Genomic DNA, 20,005 nt, shown 5'->3' with positions numbered 1-20,005 from the left:
GATCGATTTTCAGGGTTCTTACTTTAGATCATATTAATTTATTTTATCGGTTTATAATGCTGACAATGCGATCGTCCTAAGCAAAATGCCTCAAGAGCCAGAATCAAATAATGCTAATAAATCGAAATTAACTACCCAAGAACAGGTCATCAATTTTATTTCAATAATCATCAAAAATGGTGGTCTTGTAGGTGGTGGAGCAGGTGCAGCTTGGATATATTTCAAAGATAGTGATATTCCCAAAGCGATCGCGTCAATGTTGCTTGGTGCATTGATCTCCTATGGTGGAGAAACGATCAAGCCAATCCATGAAGGTAATAAAAAGCGATTTAAGGGTTTAGGGGAGTCGGCAGATCGATTTGCAGATCGAGTTCTAGATGTGGTTGGCGAAAATGTCACGGCATCTTGGCGATCGCTAGGCTTTACTGAGAAATATCTCAAATGCCAAGAATGGGATTGCCATGAAGACAATGTCGTGGGAATGCGCGAAGATGACGATCTGCCTGTAAATAATCCTCTCTTGCGAGAGGTGTTTGTCCCTTTGGAATTAAGTGCTGATTCGTTGGCTAGAGGGTATGAATTTCGCGATCGCGCTGAAAGTAGAACTGAAGCCTGCGAACAACTGCAAATTTGGCAATTACTAGAACTGGTAAGAAAAGACAATCGTTTACGACAAATCGCGATTAGAGCATGGGGTGGCTATGGGAAATCAACACTATTAAAGCATCTTGCCTATATTTACAGTACTCAGGAATATTGCAAAGAGCCTTATCGGAGATATAAGGTTCCGACATTAATCCCCTTTTTATTGATTTTAGGAGGTTGTTGGAAAGAAATCACTAAAGAGAATCCGCCGAATCTGCCCGAGCTTTTGACCGACTATCACATCGGCAGATTGACAAAAATTAAGCCTCTTGAGCCTGTACCGAGCAATTGGGCGCTAAATATTCTCAGGCGTGGTGATGCCTTGGTGATGTTTGATGGATTTGATGAAGTGCCACCTGCGGAAAGGGCAAAGGTCAGTAGTTGGCTGAGTGACGCAATGCGCCAATATCCAGAATCAGTATTTATTTTGACATCGCGCCCCACGGCATATAAGGAAGACTATGTTGCAAGAAAACCAACAGCGAGTTTTTGGATTAAAGATTTTAATCAAGAACAACGTAAGAAATTTGTGGTGCAGTGGTATTTGTGTCAAGAGCGCTATGCAAGGGGTGGACGCAATACTCCTGATGTGGAAGCCAAGGCAACGGAAAAGGCGAATAAGCTATTAGAGCAAATTGATGCGCGTCCCGAACTTAAGGATCTTGCGGGTAATGCGTTGCTATTGAATATGATGGCGCGGTTCCATCGCGATAATAAGCAAGGCTCGGAGTTGCCACAGCGTAAGGTGGAGCTATATCAAGAGATTTGCGAGTTGCAATTGGGGCGGCGAGCGAGTGCAAGAGGTATTATCTTAGTTCTCAATTCGATTAGTCAGCGTCAGGAAGTATTGCAATTTGTCGCGTTAGAAATGATGTGTGGAGGCTCAAAGACATTTCTCACTGATTTAGCTATATCCCTAGAACACTTTGAAAAGGAGGGATTTAAGCAGATCTCCCAAGCCGATCTTCTGGGTTACATAGCGACCGCGCTGGAAAAAATCGATTCTGATGTATCAGCCCTAGAGTTTCTGAAGCAATCGGAAAATATTAGCGAGTTGATAGTGAAGAAGGATGGAAATATATACCAATTTGCCCATCTCAGTTTTCAGGAATTTCTGGCTGCTTGTGAACTGGTCAGGTTGAAAGAAGGTGGGGAAAAACTAATCTTCAAATGCTTGGGAATTAGTGCATGGAAGGATGTCGCCTTGTTTTATGCGGCAATGATTAACCCAACCAAATTAATCCAAGAAGCTCTAAATCAAAAGCATACCGATCTCGCCTATCGCATCTATAAACAGTCTGAGAAGCGCTTAAATTTATCCATTGCCGAACAGAAATCATTGGAAGGAGTAAAGCAATCTGTCACAGAATCCCGCTATCAGCAGTTAGAAGAATATCTCAAGGCAAAGGAATGGGAGAAAGCCGATCGCGAAACCGATAAATTGATGCTAAGTGCAGTAGGCAAAGAATCGGGACAATGGCTAGAACCAGATGAACTACGCAATTTCCCATGTGATGAATTATTAGCAATCGATCGCCTTTGGGTAAAGCATAGCAATGGACTCTATGGTTTCAGTGTCCAGAAACAAATTTACGAGGAATGTGGTGGTAAGCTAGATTTTAGCTATCCAAGTGATGAAACTTGGGACAAATTTTGCGATCTCGTCGCATGGAAGGACAAAGGAAAATATTTGACTGACTACTCTAATTTTTTTGATAAAAAATTTATAAATAAATCAGGACATCTCCCCTTTGGTGGGTTTGACGGATTGGTGGGGCGGGGGGTGTTGTTACTTCTTTTCTCGCATCCAGACTTGTGAACTGTAGCAGATAAGCAATACAGCCCAATATTAAGAAATCGTTACAAACCCATTTACGTTGTTACCTGTCACCCGCACTTTTGTTACCTGTCACCGAGGGTATTTCAGAGATCCCCCCCAGCCCCCCTTAAAAAGGGGGGAGAATATCATCTTTTTCTCTTTCCTCCTTCCATAAGGGGGGTAGCGGGGATCATCCCAACATCATCAAAGCAATTTTAGGATTCAGAGCATTTGCCCCAACAAACTTCAGCGCCACTGCCAAAATTTCGGCGTTTTCTGCTTCCCAACTGTCCCAAGGTAGCCCTATCTGACCTTTACATTTTTTGGGACTACCCCTCGCAATTCCTAGCCCTGACAGTAACTTGCTACCCCACGATCGCTTAATTTCTGGTTTTGGCTTGGGTCGATATTTCTCGCAAAACCCTTTATAACGATCCGCACATTCTTGCAAGGACTTGCCCAAAGCCAAAAAAGCAGGATGCCACTCAGTCAATCCGTCATCGGTAAGGCGTTCATAGGAACCGTAGTTACTAAAATCATAGAAAAATCCACGCTGAAAACCCGCCGCTTTGGGATTGGCATGGATATAACGCAAAGTATTCAAAGCCCTTTGCTGATCGCTATTAGCAAACCCAGTACAGTGATAGCGTTTCTCCCAAAAATGTCCCGTCCGATTGAGCATTCGATTGAAACACATTGCAGTATACCAATTCAGCCAATGCATAATTTTGGGTAACTCTTCCGCGATCGCAGGTTCCATCAAATAATGAATGTGATTACTCATGATGCAGATTGCATAGAGCTTGAGGCTGTATTTCTCTTTTAATTTCGCGATCGCATAGAGAAGTACCTTTCGACATTCCAAACGAGTCAGCCGAAACTCGCGGTTATTGCATCGCATCGTGATGTGATAGGAAAAATTGGATTGTAATTCGCGTTTGGGACGGGACATTATTCGCGATCGCTAATTGTTAAGCGTAGAAACTGCAAATATAGGCGATCGCTATTGTCTTCAAAAGCGTGATGACATTTCTCGCATGAATGCTAATAAAGATATTGGGCGATCGGGTAGACTAAGCACATTGTTTTTTAGAACAATTTTTTAGAACAATTTTTTAGAACAATTTTTTAGAACAATTTTATTGCCTTACTAATCATGAAGTGAGTAATATGCCCCAATCAACAAGCGTAAATTCTCCAGATGTTGATTTATCGGAGGTCAAGGTGGAATTTCGGGATGTGAACTTTCGTGTAGGTCGCCGAGAGCTAGTTTCACGGGTAAATTTGACAATCAATCAAGGCGAAGCATTGTTATTGTTGGGGCGCAGTGGTAGCGGTAAGACGACGACTTTAAAATTAATTAACCGCTTGCTGATGCCAACTTCAGGGCAGGTTTTGGTAGAAGATCGCTCTACCCTCGCATGGGATGCGATCGCTCTTAGGCGCAAGATTGGCTATGCGATCCAAGAGACAGGTTTATTTCCCCACTTTACCGTTGGAGAGAATGTTGGGCTAGTTCCATCTTTGCTGCAATGGTCGCGCCCCAAACTCGAAGCGAGAGTCGATGAAATGCTTAATTTAGTGGGACTAGAGCCAGAAATATTTGCACATCGCTATCCCCAACAATTATCTGGCGGACAACGCCAGCGCGTCGGTATTGCGAGGGCTTTAGCCGCCGATCCGCCGATTCTGTTAATGGATGAACCCTTTGGCGCACTCGACCCGATTACGAGATTGGAATTACAACAACAGTTCCGTTATTTACAAAAGCAATTGGGAAAGACCGTCGTATTTGTCACCCATGATATTCAAGAAGCCTTCTTTCTGGGTACGCGCATTGGCTTGATGCATGAAGGTCAATTAGTGGTACTAGGAACTAAAGAAGAATTTATGCGATCGCCCCATCCCGAAGCTCAAGCATTTATGGCTTGTTTGCCAACTAATTTGTGAAGCAGATATTAATTGTGTTCACATGTGTTCACACCTTCGGCGGGGACACAATAAAAACCATTGGAGATTACTTAGTTGTTTAATTTTCTGAATCAATATACATCGGAGATTTTGCGCCTTAGTGGTGAGCATGTAGTTTTAGTAATCATGGCGATGATCATCGCCATTGCGATCGGCATCCCTTTGGGAATTCTGATTACTCGCCGCCCGAAATTTGCTCCCTTAATTCTAGGACTTGCTAACGCTCTCCAGACCATTCCCAGCTTGGCGATTTTTGGCTTTCTGATATCAGTTCCATTTCTTGGGGGCATCGGTAAAACTCCTGCGATCGTGGCGCTAACTCTTTACGCCCTACTGCCCATCATCCGCAATACCTATATTGGCATTCAGAACATCGATCCCTCCGTGCGTGAAGCTGGACGGGGAATGGGCATGACCGATTGGCAATTATTAACTCAGGTGGAACTGCCCCTTGCCACAGGGGTGATTTTAGCGGGCGTGCGGGTAGCAACGGTGATTTCCGTGGGGATTGCCACCATTGCCGCCGCGATTGGCGGTGGTGGATTGGGCGTATTTATTTTTCGCGGCATTTCCACAGTTAACAATCAATTAATTCTGGCAGGGGCTATTCCCGCTGCAATCATGGCGCTAATAGCCGATTTTGGCTTAGGTTGGCTAGAGAAAAAGATTACCCAGCAGAAGATAAAACAATCAAGATCTAATCGTCGATTCACAATTGTGGTTATGGTGGCGATCGCAATTATTACCGCGATCGCGACAATTCTCCTTCAACAAGCTCCCGCAAAAATTATCATTGGTTCTAAAAATTTTACCGAGCAATTAATCCTCGGCGAGCTATTAGCGCAGCAAATTGAGAACCGCACCCATTTACAGGTCGATCGCCGTTTTAACTTGGGCGGAACCTTTGTTTGCCATGAAGCGGTAAAAGCGGGACAAATTTCGGCTTATGTGGAATATACTGGCACGGCTCTGACGGCGGTATTAAAGCGATCGCCCATTACCGATCCTGCGACGGTATATCAACAGGTCAAGCAAAACTACGCTGAAAATTTTCAATTAGAAGTAATGCCTTCCTTGGGTTTTAATAATACCTTTGCGATTACCATTCGCGGTGATGAGGCAAAGCGCCTCAATCTCAAAACGATATCTGACGCAGCTCAATATACTCCCCAATGGCAAGCAGGGTTTGGTTATGAGTTTTTAGAAAGAGCCGATGGCTATGCTGGGTTAGCCAAAACTTACGGTTTAAAGTTTGACAAGCCGCCGCAGCAAATGGACATCGGTTTAATGTATCAAGCCCTAGCCCAGAAGAAGGTCGATCTCATCGCAGGCAATTCCACTGATGGTCTGATTCCCGTTTTAAATTTATTTATTTTGGAAGATGATAAAAAATATTTCCCGCCCTATGAAGCAGTACCAATTGTCAATCAAGCTGTTTTACAGAAATATCCCGAAGTACGTAACGCGATCGCTCAATTAACAGGCTTAGTTTCTAACGAAGATATGCAAAAGATGAATTATCAAGTCGATAGTCAGGCGATACCCGTCGAAACTGTTGTGAAGAATTGGCTGAGGTCTAAGCTGCCCATTAAGTAATACCAAGTAAGTAGCTAGGCATAAAAACCAAAACCAGAGAGCGTACCGCCCGCGTAGCGGGCGGTACGCTCTTCTAGGTTTTAAGTTTACTTAATGGGCTGACTTAGGCTATAAAAAACGAAAGATGAGTGGCGGCGCGAAGCGCCGCCACTCATCTTTCGTTTTTTGATTTGTCATAAATAAGGAATCGCTAAGGAGAAAGTTATTTTATACTCGAAGTTCTAGATTGCAGGTTTAGAATTTGTCACAAAATTATTTAGATTTAATTCATCAATTGCGAAGCCAGCTTGAAATATTGCAAACGGCGATCGCCACACAGCTAGAACCATCTCCGACCAAGGTCAAAGAATGGAGGCGATCGCATGGTGAAATCCAAGGTTTTTTTCAGTCGCAAATTATCAATACCGCCTTAGAAATAACGCCGCAAAATTTATCCTTGCAGGTGGAAATTGACAAACAACTCAAAATGCTTGGCGTAGACTTAAACCTGTTGCAAACTGCCCGCAATCCCGCCACATGGCAAAAGCGCCACCAACAAGCAGGCGATCGCTTTGTTTTACTAAAACGTTATTGTGAAATGTCTTCCGAATAAAGTCTTCTGCATAAAAGCGAATCTTGCCATCGCTTAAGCGCGAAGCTTTTTGCGGTAGACTCTTAGCATATCTAATACATTTTAAGATTAACATAGTAAAAACTCTATAGTAGAATCAATGATCCTAGAAACAGCTTGGGTGCTTCCTTGCTATGGTCTGTTGGGGGCAGGGCTAACACTGCCTTGGTCGCTAAGGATAATCCGACGTACTGGTCCCCGTCCTGCGGTCTACCTAAACATGATGATGACCGTCCTTGCCCTAGTGCATAGTTGTTGGTTATTAACATCGGTTTGGGGACAGCCAGCTCAACATTTTGAGTTTATTTGGTTTCAATCCCTTGATTTAAATATCGCTTGCTCTTTTGAAGTTTCTGCCATTAGTGCTGGCGCATCGGTCATGATCGCCACGATGAGCTTAATCTCGCAGGTTTACGGATTGGGATCGCTGGAAACCGACTGGGCGATCGCTAGATTTTGTGCTCTGATTGGCTTTTTTGAAGCGGCGATTACAGGGATTGCCTTTAGCGATTCGTTGTTTTTTAGCTATGCCTTGCTGGAAATGCTTACCCTTTCCACCTACTTATTAGTCGGCTTTTGGTATGCTCAGCCGCTAGTAGTAACCGCCGCAAGGGATGCCTTCTGGACTAAGCGTGTAGGCGATTTATTTCTGCTGATGGGCGTAGTGACCCTCGCCAATCTGACCGATAGCTTGAATTTTTCCGATCTCAAGACTTGGGCTCATGCCCCCCAAACGATCGCCTATTTTGCCGAACACCAACAGTTTGGCACGCTATTGGGATTAGCCCTGATTGCTGGCCCCCTTGGGAAATGTGCCCAGTTCCCTCTTCACCTCTGGCTCGACGAAGCGATGGAGGGACCCAACCCTGCTTCGATTTTGCGAAACTCCGTAGTGGTAGGGGCAGGAGCCTACGTACTGATTAAATTTCAGCCTATTTTATCGCTGTTTCCCGTGGCGGCGGAATTGACTGTGGTAATTGGGGCGATTACGGCGATCGGTGCATCCCTAGTGGCGATCGCCCAAATCGATCTCAAACGCGCCCTATCCCATTCGACCAGTGCCTATCTCGGGCTAGTATTTATCGCCGTGGGGATGCAACAGCCCGACCTTGCTTTAGGTTTGCTATTTAGTCATGGCATCAGTAAATCGCTGCTATTTCTAAGCTCAGGGGCGGTGATGATGACCACTATCACCCAAGATCTCACTGAAATGGGCGGCATTAAAACCCGAATGCCCGCAACCCTGATCGCCTTTATCGTTGGTTCGTTTGGTTTAGTTGCCATGCTTCCCTTTGGCGGTTTTTGGACGCTCTTGCGCTGGGAAGAGACCTTTTGGGCTAGCAACCCTTGGCTGATTGCGATCGCCCTATTAGTGAATAGTATTACAGCCTTTGGACTAATGCGGATTTTTGCGCTGGTTTTTCTCGGACAGGTGCAGCCCAAAACCCGTCGCGTTCCCGAAGTGGCTTGGCAGGTTGCGATTCCCCTCGTCTCGCTAACGATCGTGACTTTGCTCGTACCGATTCTACTTCCCTCATGGCACTTTGTTGATATTGACTTAAACACTGTCAATATCTGGGAAACCATCCTCCTATCAGCTTCAGGATTTATGGGCTTTGGGATCGGCGCATATATCTATATCAAACCCTACGAGACTGGCAGTTCAGTACCGATGCCACCCAAGATTACCCGTAATGCTTGGAAAGCCGTGCAGGACTTACTTGCCTACGATCTTTACGTGCAAGCAATCTATAAATATACGGTAGTTTTAATTGTTGGTGGTGGTTCCAAGGTTTTGGCTTGGGTCGATCGCTATTTAGTTGATGGTTCCGTTAACTTTTTGGGTTTTGCCTCAATATTTAGTGGTGAGAGCCTCAAATATACAGTTACAGGTCGATTGCAGCAGTACGTCTTGACTATTGTGGTGGGTCTAATTCTGATTGGATTTGCGGCTTTTTATGGGCTGAATTAATTGTGAAGCGCCCTAGGCGCTTCACAATTAATTATTTTAATTATTTTTAATTACTTTTTGATTACTTGATTACTATTTAAAACTACTTAAGTTAAATATGCTTAGTACATTAGTTTGGGTACCGATCGCAGGGGCGCTCCTTATCACTTTCTTGGGAGCTTTCCTCGATTCTCAACAATTGCGCCGAATATCCTTGGGCATTGCGATCGCCACCTTTGGCTGGTCAATATTTTTACTAACCAAATTCGATCTCAGCCTCGCGACGATTCAATTAGGCGAATCCCTAGCTTGGTTAGACCCGATCGGACTCACCTATCGACTGGGCGTAGATGGTTTATCCTTTCCCCTCCTTCTACTCAATGGCTTGCTTTTGAGTATCGCCATCTATATTAGTAATGATATCCAGCGTCCCCGCCTCTATTTCCCCCTCCTATTACTACTCGGTGGTGGCGTAAATGGAGCCTTCCTTTCCCAAAATTTACTCCTTTTCTTCCTCTTCTTTGAAGTGGAACTCATTCCCCTTTATCTATTAATCGCGATCTGGGGTGGGGAAAAGCGCGGCTATGCGGCTACCAAGTTTTTAATTTACACCGCAATCTCAGGTGTACTGATTTTAGCCGCCTTCTTTGGTATGGCAATTTTTGGTAGTGGCGATGCCAATGCCTTTACCTTTAACTATCAAGACTTAAATCTGGAAGGAGCTTCCAAAAACGTCAAGGGGATTTTGCTCATTCTGCTATTGCTTGGTTTTGGCATCAAAATCCCGATCGTGCCATTACATACATGGTTGCCCGATGCCCATGTCGAAGCTTCAACCCCAGTTTCGACCTTATTAGCAGGAGTTTTGTTAAAGCTAGGAACCTATGGGTTACTAAGGTTTGGCTTGGGTTTACTCCCCGATGCATGGCAGGCGATCGCGCCATTTTTGGCGATCTGGGCTGTGGTGAGCGTAATTTACGGATGCCTTACCGCGATTAACCAAACCGACATGAAAAAAATGGTTGCCTACAGTTCTGTAGGGCATATGGGCTATATTCTGCTCGCCCTATCTGCGGCTACCCCTCTTTCGCTGGTTGGCGCAACTTTCCAAATGGTCAGTCATGGTCTAATTTCAGCATTGCTATTTATTTTAGTAGGCATTGTTTATAAGAAAACAGGAACCCGTGATATCAACTCTCTCAACGGCTTACTCAATCCCGAACGGGGTTTGCCGATTACAGGCTCGCTCATGATTTTGGCGGCGATGGCGAGTGCAGGTACGCCAGGCATGGTGGGATTTATTGCGGAATTTGTAATTTTTCGGAGCAGTTATGCGGTTTTCCCCTTCCAAACCCTGCTCTGTATGATTGGAACGGGACTAACTGCGGTCTATTTCTTAATCATGATCGATCGCGTATTTTTCGGTCGTCTTGCTGTCGAAAAATCTAAAGATCGCCCACCGATCAATAGTTTTCCCTTTGCCAAGTGGCAAGAAAAATTCCCCGCGATCGCCCTTGCGCTGATAATTGTTTTCTTTGGACTGATCCCCAACTTTGCCACGCAGATGATCGAGATCTCCGCCGATGCGATCGCCCCCAATCGGACTAAGCCGAATCAAATTGCCCTAGTACAATCTCTAACTGTGCCTTAGACTAATTGAGTATTATCCCCAATTTGCTTTATGGCTTCCCCAGTTTCCCCCCTTCATCAGTCTGAATTTGCGCAAAGGCTAAAAAAATGGCTTTTAGCTGGTAGCTACCAGCATCCTGATACTGATGGGGAGCCTCCCCAAAAGCCTAGTGATAAACATGGTGATAAACATGCTTGGTGGCAGGTGATGTGTTTAACGGGGGTGGACTATTTCTCTACCCTCGGTTACCAGCCAGGCATTGCTGCCCTTGCCGCAGGAGCACTTTCGCCAATAGCAACATTGATTTTGCTATTGTTGACACTCTTTGGCGCGTTGCCCATCTATCGTAAGGTAGCCGCAACTAGTCCCCATGGTGAGGGTTCGCTTGCCATGCTCGAACGCTTGCTACCTTGGTGGCAGGGTAAGCTTTTAGTTCTCTGCTTGCTCGGTTTTGTGGCTACGGATTTTATTATTACGATTACTCTATCCGCTGCCGATGCGACCGCTCACATTGTAGAGAATCCCCTCGTACCAGCTTTCTTTCACGGGCAGATGGTACCAATTACGCTGATACTAGTTGCCTTACTCGGAGCCGTATTTCTCAAGGGCTTTCGGGAGGCGATCGGTATTGCTGTCTTGCTAGTAGTTGTCTATCTACTGCTTAATCTTGTCATCATAGGTTTTGGTCTGCAAAATATTGCGACCCATCCTGAAACGATCGCTAACTGGCAAAAAGCTTTATTAGTAGAACATCAAAGCCCCTTAATGCTGTTAGGGATCTCCGTCTTAGTTTTTCCAAAGTTAGCTCTAGGACTATCAGGCTTTGAGACAGGTGTGGCGGTCATGCCCTTGGTGAAGGGCAATAGTGATGATACGGAAGAAGTCCCCACTGGCCGAATCCACAATACCTATAAAATGCTGACCAGTGCTGCTTGGATTATGAGTTTTTTCCTGTTAACCAGTAGTGTGGTAACGACTCTATTAATCCCCGCATCAGAGTTTGCTGTCGGTGGTAAAGCCAATGGTCGCGCCCTTGCTTTTCTTGCCCATCAATTTTTCGGTGATTGGTTTGGCACGATTTATGACATCAGCACCATCTCGATCCTTTGGTTTGCAGGTGCTTCAGCGATGGCGGGCTTGTTAAATATTGTGCCTCGTTATTTACCCCGCTATGGCATGGCTCCTAACTGGACTTTGGCGGTGCGACCTTTGGTTTTGGTCTATACCGCGATCGCCTTTGTGGTTACCTTGATCTTCCAAGCTAATGTCGAAGCCCAAGGGGGAGCCTATGCCACAGGTGTATTGGTACTGATGACTTCGGCGGCCTTTGCCGTAACCTTAGCCTCCTATAAAAGAGGCAAGCGGGGAGAGATCTTTCTATTTAGTACGATTACCTTAGTCTTTATCTACACCACGATCACCAATATCATCGAAAGACCCGAAGGCATTAGAATTGCAGGTACTTTCATTGCCAGTATTGTCGTAACTTCCCTAGTTTCTAGAGTATGGCGTTCTACTGAGTTGCGATCGGATCGCGTAGAAATGGATGAGTTAGCCGAAAGTTTCATCCAAACTACCACCGAACGTACGGTGCGAGTCATTGCCCATCGCCCTAACCGAGGAGACGATGGCGAATATTGCCAAAAAGAAACCGATACTCGCCAAGAACACCATTTGCCCGTGGACGATCCCTTGATTTTCCTTGAGATTCAAGTTTCCGATCCCTCAGAATTCGCAGGTACAATTCATATTGAAGGGCATCAGGTAGGCAACTATCGCATCTTGCGATCGCGTGGCGCGGCAGTTCCCAATACGATCGCTGCAATATTACTGGATATTCGCGAGCGCACCCATAAATTGCCCCATGCCTACTTTGGTTGGGCAGAGGGAAACCCCCTGCAATACTTGATGCGATTTATCCTATTTGGAGAAGGTGATATCGCGATTGTCACTCGCGAAGTGTTGCGCACCGTCGAGAAAGACCCTAAAAAACGACCAGGGATTCATGTCGGGGGATAGCAATTTGTAGGAACCAAAATAATTTTGCGATACAATGGAAAGCTATCTGAACTTATAGCCATAGCCAATAATGTTAGGACAAGCATCAAACCCAATAGAGAGTTGCGGCGCTTCGCGCCGCAACTCTCTATTGGGTTTGATGTCCTGACTTGAGTAACTATAGCTATATCCAAATTTGTCAATAAGTCTAGGATCGTAAGCTCTGAATAACTTTACCTTTAAATTAGTTTGTCAATGTGGCAACACCGATGCCAGAGTGGGGGAATTCCATACTCCCCATGGAGTCGTGCATACCCCAAGATTTATGCCCGTTGGTACATTGGCAAATGTAAAAACCGTTACCCCTGCCCAACTCAAGGACTGTAAGGCAGAAATGATCCTAGCCAATACCTATCACCTCCATCTGCAACCAGGAGAGGATATTGTGGCTGAGGCAGGTGGCTTACATAAATTTATGAATTGGGATGGACCCATTCTGACGGATTCGGGTGGTTTTCAAGTTTTCAGCCTCAGCGAAATTCGTTCCATTAGTGAAGAGGGAGTCCAGTTCCGATCGCCCCGTGATGGCAATACGATCAATCTCACGCCAGAGAAATCAATTCAAATCCAGAATCAACTCGGCGCAGATGTGATCATGGCGTTTGACGAATGCGCCCCCTATCCGGCCACTTATGAAGCCGTCAAGCTTGCGGGACAACGCACGACTCGCTGGCTGGAGCGTTGCATCAAAGCTCATGATCGCAAGGACGATCAAGCTTTATTTGGCATTGTGCAGGGAGGCGTTTTTTTGGATTTGCGCCAACAATCTGCAAGAGAACTAATTGAATTCGATTTGCCTGGCTATGCGATCGGCGGTGTGAGTGTCGGCGAGCCCCCAGAATTAATCGAAAAAATCGTTAAGGCAACTACGCCCCTCCTCCCAGCCGATAAACCTCGCTATCTGATGGGGGTCGGAACCTATAAAGAAATGGCTCAAGCCGTTGCCGCAGGAATCGATCTGTTTGACTGTGTAATTCCTACGCGCTTTGCGCGGCACAGTGTCGCCCTAGTCAGAGGCGAACGCTGGAATCTCAAAAACCAAAAATTTAAACGGGACTTCACTCCCATCGATCGCGAATGTAACTGCTACGCCTGCCAAAACTTTTCACGAGCCTATATCAGCCATCTCGTGCGATCGCAAGAAATCCTCGGTTACACATTACTATCAATTCATAACATTACCGAATTAATCCGCTTTACCCAGCAAATGCGCCAAGCAATTATCGAAAATTGCTTTGTCGAAAAATTTGGGCATTATCTGGTCGAAGATTCCCCTGCCCAATCCCCTGCGCATCCTGATAAGGTAACTGAAAAGGTAACTGAAAAGGTAGGTCATTTATAATGCTGCGACTCTCCCTATATCTATTCCTTTGGGGTCTGACATTAGCGATCGCGGTATTTGCGGGACAAAATACCTATCTCGTGAATTTGAAACTTTTTTCCTTACAATCAATTAAATTACCCTTAGGAGTAGTTCTAGTTTTCGCCACTGGCTTAGGCGCAGCATTTGTCAGCCTCTGGCAAAGCTCACTCAACTTCCGTCTGCCAGAAGTGCCAAAATTTTCTGGCTTTACCTCCCCTAAATACCCCTCCAATAATCAATCCCAAAAATCAGAAGTTAAGCAAGAGGTTAAACAAGAAGTTAAAAGGGAAGTTAAAAAGGATATTTCGAGAACTGCTAAAAAGCAAAGAGACGATTTTGATGATGACTGGGATGACGATTGGGGATAGATTGTATCTACTAATACATTTACTGAACTTCAATTTTGTTAACTTTTAACCCATAGGTTTTAGCTAATATAAACAAGTTTTGTGATCGCAGAGTTCTCATAATATTTAATCATTATCAATTATTCTCATTTAATAATTCATTCTTGATTAACTATTTCTGCTGATCATGCTGTTTGTCATAATAGCGAGGCATATTTCTTTAATGGTGTGAAGGAATGAAAAAGGTCAGTAATATTTCAATTCTATTAGGCTTAAGCCTGTTGGCAGCAACAGGGGCAAATGCAGAAACTATCAATCAATCCCAAGTTCAGTCAAAGGTTTCATCAGTTCCAACTTTACAGTCTTCATTGCCTGTTAGTGAAGTAAAGCTTAGCGAAGTAAAGATCAGTGAAGTAAAGCCCAGTGAAGTAAAACTTAGTGAAGCTTCAGTGCCAGCAACGGCAATTCCTGCTACACCTGCTACATCATTGTCATCGACGGAAATTAAGCTCAGCGATTCAGCAACTATTCAATCGATTAATGCAGAGCTAAACCGTTCCAAAACAGAAGTAGCTCAAAACGTTACTTCTGTATCACAGCTAAGTGATGTCAAGCCCACTGATTGGGCATTTACAGCATTACAATCTCTCGTAGAGCGCTATGGATGTATCGCAGGTTATCCCGACCGTACCTTCCGTGGCAAGCAGGCAACCAGTCGTTACGAATTTGCCGCAGGTTTAAATGCTTGTTTAGACAAGATCAATGAAATTATCTCCGCAGGTTTAGCCGATAAGGTCAGTAAAGAAGACCTCGCTACTCTCAAGAAACTGCAAGAAGAATTTGCCGCAGAACTAGCTACTCTTCGTGGTCGCGTTGATGCCCTAGATGCTAAGGTGGCAAAACTAGAAGCACAACAGTTTTCGACTACTACCAAGCTCAGTGGTTTAGCATTCTTTAACCTTACAGGTGCTTCGTCGGCTACCGTATCTGGCGCTTCTTCAACAGCTAAACCCAATATCACCTTTAGTGGCTTGGTTTGGTTGACCCTCAATACCTCCTTCACTGGTAAAGATTCGTTAGTTACCCAGTTGGCTGTTGGTAATGGTAGCTCTCCCTACAATACCTATGCAGGCGGCAGTTTCTTCAATACTACTGGGGTTCCTTTTACCGATCAAACTGCTGGAGTTAACTCCAATCAGTTCATCTTGCGTGAGTTGTCCTATACTTTCCCAGTGTTTGACAAAGCTACTCTCGTTGTCGGTCCTCGCGTCAATTTCTACAAATATTTTGATGGCATTCGTTTCATCTATCCTTGGAATACCACATTCAACTCAATTAATAGCACGTTGTTGAGTGACTCCAAACGTGGTGCTGGTGCGGTCTTTATGACTCCCTTGGGCAACATGTTTGACTTTAAGGTTGGCTACTTGGCTGATAGTAGAGAGTTTGTTGGTACCACATCTGCTTCCAATCCCAACGAAGGTTTATTCGGTGGAACCAATAATTTGACGGCTGAAATCGGTTTCAAACCCAGCGATGCCTTCAAACTCCGACTCATCTATAGCCATGGTAACTTTACTAGAAATACCGCAACGACTATCGGTGGTGGTCCTTCTTTCCAAGGTATTGCGACCGTTGCTTCTGGGGTAAACAATGCCCAATCTGATATCTTTGTGGCTAACTTTGATTGGTTGGTTACCAAAGGATTTGGATTGTTTGGTCGGTATGGTTATGGAACGACTAACATCAACCTCACTGCGGGTGGTTCGACGAGTATCAACCAGTACACCTTCCAAGTTGGGGCAGCTTTCCCTGACCTGTTTAAAGAAGGGGCACAAGCGATGATCTCCTTCTCTTTACCATATAAGTTTGGTGATAGCAGCAATGTGATTACCGCTGGTAGAGGTAATGACGGGACTGAATATAACCTCGAACTGTCTTACATCTATCCCGTAACCAAGAATATCTCCTTGGTTCCTTCGGCCTACTTCATCTTCAATCCTAACAACTTTAGTACTAATCCAACCGTGTTTGTGGGTAACCTACAAGCGGTATTTAGCTTCTAAATTTAGGGCGTAAACTTCCTAATCCAAAAGGGTGTGCAAAGCACGCCCTTTTGTGTTTTACATAAATATGGCTCGGTAGTTCAAGTAGTTAGTAATACATTTGTTACAACTAATGTTTGCTAAGTTCTAGTCCAGTGTAGATTTCTCTTATTACTATTTTTAGTTTTCTAACTCGCGTTACGTTCAATCTTGAAAAGGTGTGAAGGCATGAGTCCGATCTATATTCCCCGTCGCAAATTTATCCGAGGCGCGATCGCTACAGCCGCTTTTGGCGCAACTTCTCAACTATGGGCTGGTTGTACAGAACAAGCTCCTACAAATACCACCACTTCAGCAGGTTCGCCCAGTGCTTCAGGTGCACCAGCGGCAGGACCCATAACTATTGGATTCATTTATGTTGGTCCGAAGGATGACTATGGATATAGTCAAGCTCACTTTGAGGGTGAAACGGCGATCGGTAAATTGCCGAATGTGAAGACGGTCAGTGAGGCTAGTGTTGCGGAGACCGCCACTGTACAAGAAACCATGCTCAGCATGATCAATCAAAACAATGTTTCTGCCCTCTTCCCAACATCCTTTGGATACTTCGATCCGCATATTCTCAAAGTTGCTGCGGCAAATCCCAAGGTGCAGTTCTTCCATTGTGGCGGTATGTATACCGAGGGCAAACATCCTAAGAACATTGGTAGTTACTATGGCTACATCGACGAAGCAGAATATGTCGCGGGTGTGGTTGCAGGACTAACCACAAAGTCTGGCAAGTTAGGATTTGTCGCTGCGAAACCAATTCCTCAAGTAATTCGCAATATTAATAGCTACACCCTTGGCGCGCGCAGTGTTAATCCTAAAGCCACGGTACAGGTCATTTTCACGGGTGATTGGTCGGTTCCTGTTAAGGAAGCTGAAGCCTCGAACAGCATGGTCGATCAAGGCGTAGATGTTTTAACCTGTCACGTTGATAGTCCTAAGGTAGTGATGGAAACTGCCGAAAAACGGAAGATTTTCTGTACTGGCTATCATGCTAATCAATCGAAGCTTGCTCCTAATGGTTATTTAACTGGTGCGGAATGGGATTGGACTAGCGTATATACCCAATATGTAGAATGGTTTAAGGCTGGTAAGTCTGTTACTGATGGAGGCATTCCCCATCTAGTGCGTGGTGGGCTGAAGGAGAAGTTCTGTAAGATTTCACCCTTTGGTAGTGCGGTCAGCGCTGCAACCAAGAAAGAAGCCGAAAAGGTACTGGCTAAATTCATGGATGGTAGCATGGTGATCTATGCTGGCGAAATCAAAGACAACACAGGCAAGGTAGTTATTGCGAAGGATAAGCAGTACAAACAAACCGATCTCTATTTAGAAGAGAAGATGGATTGGTTTGTGGAAGGCGTTATCGGTAGCATCAAAAGCTAAGTCCCATAAACTTTTAAGTAGCTATGTGTAATTAAAAACCAAAACCAGAGAGCGTACCGCCCGCTTAGCGGGCGGTACGCTCTGCTAGGTTTTAAGTTTACTTATGCCTAGCTATTTAAGAAAGACTTACTAAGAAAGCTTTTTTAAAAGTTTATGGGCAAATTATTTATTTGAGAACCAAGTATATGAATATACTCGATCGCTGGCGTTCTAAATCGGAGACGATTCTCATTCCGATTGGGGCGATAATTGCCTCTTTAATTGTTTTCGGTATATTTTGTGCATTCCAAGGAAAGAATCCGATCGAGATTTATGGCACGATCTACAAGTCTGCCTTTGGCAATAGCTTTTCATGGCAGGGAACTCTGATCAGAGCAGCACCGTTAATGCTGACCTCCCTATGCACGGCTTTACCTGCAATGTTGGGGTTGACAATAATCGGTAACGAAGGAGCCTTGATTGTTGGTGGCTTAGGGGCAATTGCGATTGGGTTGTCTTTAGGCTCCTTACCTCCAGTCATGGTGCAGATCGCGATGGCTATGGGTGGCATTATCGCTGGTGGTTTATGGATCGCTTTTGTTGGGGCGATTAAGTACTACCGAGGCGTAAATGAAACTATCAGTAGTTTGTTAATGAACTATATTGCGATCGCCTTGCTCAACACCCTAGTTGAAGGGCCCATGCGCGATCCTTCTAGTTTGAATAAGCCTTCGAGTTTTCCCCTTGCGGCGGTAAATATGCTGCAAAGCATTCCTAACTCGCGGGTGCACTATGGATTGATCTATGGATTGGTAGCCTGTGCGATCGCCTATTTCCTCATTCATCGCACAACTTTTGGTTTTGCGGTTCGTACCGTCGGTGGCAATATCCGTGCTGCTAAAATTGCTGGCTTGCCCGTCGGAAAACTCACCCTCATTGTCAGTTTTCTGGGTGGTTCCTGTGCTGGGCTTGCAGGAATGGTAGAGATTGCTGCCATTCATGGTAGCGCTAATGCCTCCTTAAATTCTGATTATGGATACAGTGGTATTCTGGTTGCCTTTATTGCGAGGCAGAATCCCCTAGTGGCCGTACTGGTTGCTGTTTTAATGGGCGGTATTTTGGCTAGTGGTAGTGCCCTTCAGCGAAGCTTTGGACTGCCCGATGCCACGGTTTTGCTTTTCCAAGGTATTGTCTTCTTAGCGATTCTCTTTAGTGAGTCTCTTTACGGTCGTTTAGAATTCTTTAAAGATAGAGAACCTGAAGCTAAAATTGATGCATCTGCCAGCTTGGTTTAGATAGCTAACGATCAAAATTGCGCGTACCGCCCGCTACACAGGCGTTACGCACTTCAAGATTTTTAATTTACTTATGCTTACAGCAATTATCGACCAAACGAACCATAGGGAAATTTTTGAAAGGGTTGCAAAGCAAAGCTTTCAAAAATTTTCTTGGTTTGGGGTTGAGCGCAAAGCACTGTAACAGTCAAACCACAAGTTTAACAATCTAATCACAAATGCTCGATAGATAAAAAACAATGACAGATGATTCACTAGGTTGGATGAGCGTACCGCTAGCGATCGTGGCAGGGACGCTCCGAGGAAGCGCTCCATTTCTATTTGTCAGCTTAGGCGAGTGCCTCACTGAGAAATCTGGCAAAATTAATCTCGGTCTGGAAGGAACCCTACTCACTGGGGCAATGACCGCCTATGCTGTCTCCTATCTAACCCAGTCTCCTTGGTTCGGAGTTCTGGTCGCTGGCTTAGCGGGAGTTGGCTTAGGTTTGATTCATGCTTGGTTATCGCAGCGTCCGAGGGTAAGTGATGTTGCCGTTGGCATCGCGATGATTATCTTTGGTAGCGGTATTGCTTTCTTTTTTGGTAAGGCTTTTATTCAACCCAAGGCGATTCCTTTACCCGTTCTTGAGTGGGGTAACTGGAGTACCTATTCACAGGTGCAATCAGCGCTAAAGGTCAGTCCTTTGCTATTGATTGGGATTGCGATCGCCTTTTTCATGCAGTGGTTCTTTAGTTCGACCCGTTGGGGCTTGTACATTCGAGCCGTGGGCGATAGTCCTAGTGCGGCAAGGGCAATGGGGATATCGGTTGTGGGTGTGCGTACCTGTGCGATCGTGGCAGGGAGTTTCTTAGCTGGGATTGGCGGTGCGAGTCTATCGCTATATTATCCAGGACTGTGGTCGGAGCGGATTTCTAGCGGACAGGGCTTAATGGCGGTAGCTTTGGTAATTTTCGCGCGATGGCAACCAGTGCAATGCCTCTGGGCTTCCTTGTTATTTGGTGGCGCTCAAGCCATTGGTCCTGCATTGCAAGCGGTGGGTATTACGTCTTACTATTACCTGTTCAACGCTGCGCCCTATATTATGACTTTAATTATTACGATCGCCACTTGTTCCCCACGGAGAACATTGACTGGCTCCCCTGGAGCATTAGGGACTAATGAATAGGACTTAATTTGAATCTGACTAGACTAGTAAAACGAGTGGCGGCGCTTCGCGCCGCCACTCGTCTTTTCGGTTTTATATCCTAAGCGAAACTTTCATTGC

Annotated in this window: 14 protein-coding genes; 13 read left to right on the top strand and 1 reads right to left on the bottom strand. The window is 45.1% G+C overall.

The features are described from left to right. Nucleotides 1-85 precede the first annotated feature (85 nt). The gene (locus PseudUWO310_RS03615) at nucleotides 86-2,464 is read left to right on the top strand and encodes a GUN4 domain-containing protein (protein ID WP_142599084.1); all 2,379 of its coding nucleotides are present in this window, start codon (nucleotides 86-88) and stop codon (nucleotides 2,462-2,464) included. A 190-nt stretch (nucleotides 2,465-2,654) separates the two neighbouring features. Here the strand turns inward: PseudUWO310_RS03615 and PseudUWO310_RS03610 are convergent, their stop codons facing one another. Continuing rightward, nucleotides 2,655-3,416 (bottom strand): transposase, encoded by a 762-nt coding sequence (locus PseudUWO310_RS03610; protein ID WP_142599082.1) that lies wholly within the window; start codon nucleotides 3,414-3,416, stop codon nucleotides 2,655-2,657. Nucleotides 3,417-3,634: 218 nt separating this feature from the next. On the opposite strand from PseudUWO310_RS03610, the gene PseudUWO310_RS03605 reads away from it, so the two are divergent. The 12 genes from PseudUWO310_RS03605 to PseudUWO310_RS03550 all read left to right on the top strand — a co-directional run bounded on the left by PseudUWO310_RS03605 (nucleotide 3,635) and on the right by PseudUWO310_RS03550 (nucleotide 19,906). Next, nucleotides 3,635-4,414: an ATP-binding cassette domain-containing protein gene (locus tag PseudUWO310_RS03605; protein ID WP_055074470.1), complete on the top strand. Its 780-nt coding sequence runs from the start codon at nucleotides 3,635-3,637 to the stop codon at nucleotides 4,412-4,414. 75 nt (nucleotides 4,415-4,489) lie between these two features. Then, complete coding sequence (locus PseudUWO310_RS03600) at nucleotides 4,490-6,031, top strand: glycine betaine ABC transporter substrate-binding protein (RefSeq protein WP_142599080.1); 1,542 nt, start codon at nucleotides 4,490-4,492, stop codon at nucleotides 6,029-6,031. A 241-nt stretch (nucleotides 6,032-6,272) separates the two neighbouring features. After that, complete coding sequence (patD, locus tag PseudUWO310_RS03595; RefSeq protein WP_142599078.1) at nucleotides 6,273-6,623, top strand: heterocyst frequency control protein PatD; 351 nt, start codon at nucleotides 6,273-6,275, stop codon at nucleotides 6,621-6,623. Between the two features lie 118 nt (nucleotides 6,624-6,741). Next, the gene (locus tag PseudUWO310_RS03590; protein WP_142599076.1) at nucleotides 6,742-8,613 is read left to right on the top strand and encodes an NAD(P)H-quinone oxidoreductase subunit F; all 1,872 of its coding nucleotides are present in this window, start codon (nucleotides 6,742-6,744) and stop codon (nucleotides 8,611-8,613) included. Between the two features lie 97 nt (nucleotides 8,614-8,710). Next, nucleotides 8,711-10,243, top strand: coding sequence for an NADH-quinone oxidoreductase subunit M (locus PseudUWO310_RS03585; protein ID WP_142599074.1), 1,533 nt, complete (start codon nucleotides 8,711-8,713; stop codon nucleotides 10,241-10,243). Between the two features lie 30 nt (nucleotides 10,244-10,273). Next, nucleotides 10,274-12,241, top strand: coding sequence for an APC family permease (locus PseudUWO310_RS03580; RefSeq protein ID WP_142599072.1), 1,968 nt, complete (start codon nucleotides 10,274-10,276; stop codon nucleotides 12,239-12,241). Nucleotides 12,242-12,443: 202 nt separating this feature from the next. Further along, nucleotides 12,444-13,622: a tRNA guanosine(34) transglycosylase Tgt gene (gene tgt / locus PseudUWO310_RS03575; protein WP_142599070.1), complete on the top strand. Its 1,179-nt coding sequence runs from the start codon at nucleotides 12,444-12,446 to the stop codon at nucleotides 13,620-13,622. After that, nucleotides 13,622-14,011, top strand: coding sequence for a DUF1049 domain-containing protein (locus tag PseudUWO310_RS03570; protein WP_142599068.1), 390 nt, complete (start codon nucleotides 13,622-13,624; stop codon nucleotides 14,009-14,011). The genes tgt and PseudUWO310_RS03570 overlap by 1 nt, the downstream gene beginning before the upstream one ends. Before the next feature lie 215 nt (nucleotides 14,012-14,226). Next, complete coding sequence (locus PseudUWO310_RS03565) at nucleotides 14,227-16,056, top strand: iron uptake porin (RefSeq protein WP_142599066.1); 1,830 nt, start codon at nucleotides 14,227-14,229, stop codon at nucleotides 16,054-16,056. A 207-nt stretch (nucleotides 16,057-16,263) separates the two neighbouring features. Next, the gene (locus PseudUWO310_RS03560) at nucleotides 16,264-17,466 is read left to right on the top strand and encodes a BMP family ABC transporter substrate-binding protein (RefSeq protein WP_142599064.1); all 1,203 of its coding nucleotides are present in this window, start codon (nucleotides 16,264-16,266) and stop codon (nucleotides 17,464-17,466) included. A 185-nt stretch (nucleotides 17,467-17,651) separates the two neighbouring features. Next, on the top strand, nucleotides 17,652-18,740 hold the full coding sequence (locus PseudUWO310_RS03555; protein WP_142599062.1) for an ABC transporter permease: 1,089 nt from the start codon (nucleotides 17,652-17,654) through the stop codon (nucleotides 18,738-18,740). Nucleotides 18,741-18,979: 239 nt separating this feature from the next. After that, nucleotides 18,980-19,906 (top strand): ABC transporter permease, encoded by a 927-nt coding sequence (locus PseudUWO310_RS03550; RefSeq protein ID WP_142599060.1) that lies wholly within the window; start codon nucleotides 18,980-18,982, stop codon nucleotides 19,904-19,906. The last annotated feature ends 99 nt before the right edge of the window (nucleotides 19,907-20,005 follow it).

Source organism: Pseudanabaena sp. UWO310, from assembly GCF_006861605.1.
Taxonomy (GTDB): Bacteria; Cyanobacteriota; Cyanobacteriia; order Pseudanabaenales; family Pseudanabaenaceae; genus Pseudanabaena.
Note: the sequence above shows the minus strand (reverse complement) of the source record. Positions and strands in the feature narration are given on the sequence as shown.

What these genes read in the sequence shown, in the direction of transcription:
- PseudUWO310_RS03615 (WP_142599084.1), top strand. Translation starts at nt 86, where the DNA reads ATGCCTCAAGAGCCAGAATCAAATAATGCTAATAAATCGAAATTAACT.
- PseudUWO310_RS03610 (WP_142599082.1), bottom strand. Translation starts at nt 3,416, where the DNA reads ATGTCCCGTCCCAAACGCGAATTACAATCCAATTTTTCCTATCACATC.
- PseudUWO310_RS03605 (WP_055074470.1), top strand. Translation starts at nt 3,635, where the DNA reads ATGCCCCAATCAACAAGCGTAAATTCTCCAGATGTTGATTTATCGGAG.
- PseudUWO310_RS03590 (WP_142599076.1), top strand. Translation starts at nt 6,742, where the DNA reads ATGATCCTAGAAACAGCTTGGGTGCTTCCTTGCTATGGTCTGTTGGGG.
- PseudUWO310_RS03585 (WP_142599074.1), top strand. Translation starts at nt 8,711, where the DNA reads ATGCTTAGTACATTAGTTTGGGTACCGATCGCAGGGGCGCTCCTTATC.
- PseudUWO310_RS03580 (WP_142599072.1), top strand. Translation starts at nt 10,274, where the DNA reads ATGGCTTCCCCAGTTTCCCCCCTTCATCAGTCTGAATTTGCGCAAAGG.
- PseudUWO310_RS03570 (WP_142599068.1), top strand. Translation starts at nt 13,622, where the DNA reads ATGCTGCGACTCTCCCTATATCTATTCCTTTGGGGTCTGACATTAGCG.
- PseudUWO310_RS03565 (WP_142599066.1), top strand. Translation starts at nt 14,227, where the DNA reads ATGAAAAAGGTCAGTAATATTTCAATTCTATTAGGCTTAAGCCTGTTG.
- PseudUWO310_RS03560 (WP_142599064.1), top strand. Translation starts at nt 16,264, where the DNA reads ATGAGTCCGATCTATATTCCCCGTCGCAAATTTATCCGAGGCGCGATC.
- PseudUWO310_RS03555 (WP_142599062.1), top strand. Translation starts at nt 17,652, where the DNA reads ATGAATATACTCGATCGCTGGCGTTCTAAATCGGAGACGATTCTCATT.
- PseudUWO310_RS03550 (WP_142599060.1), top strand. Translation starts at nt 18,980, where the DNA reads ATGACAGATGATTCACTAGGTTGGATGAGCGTACCGCTAGCGATCGTG.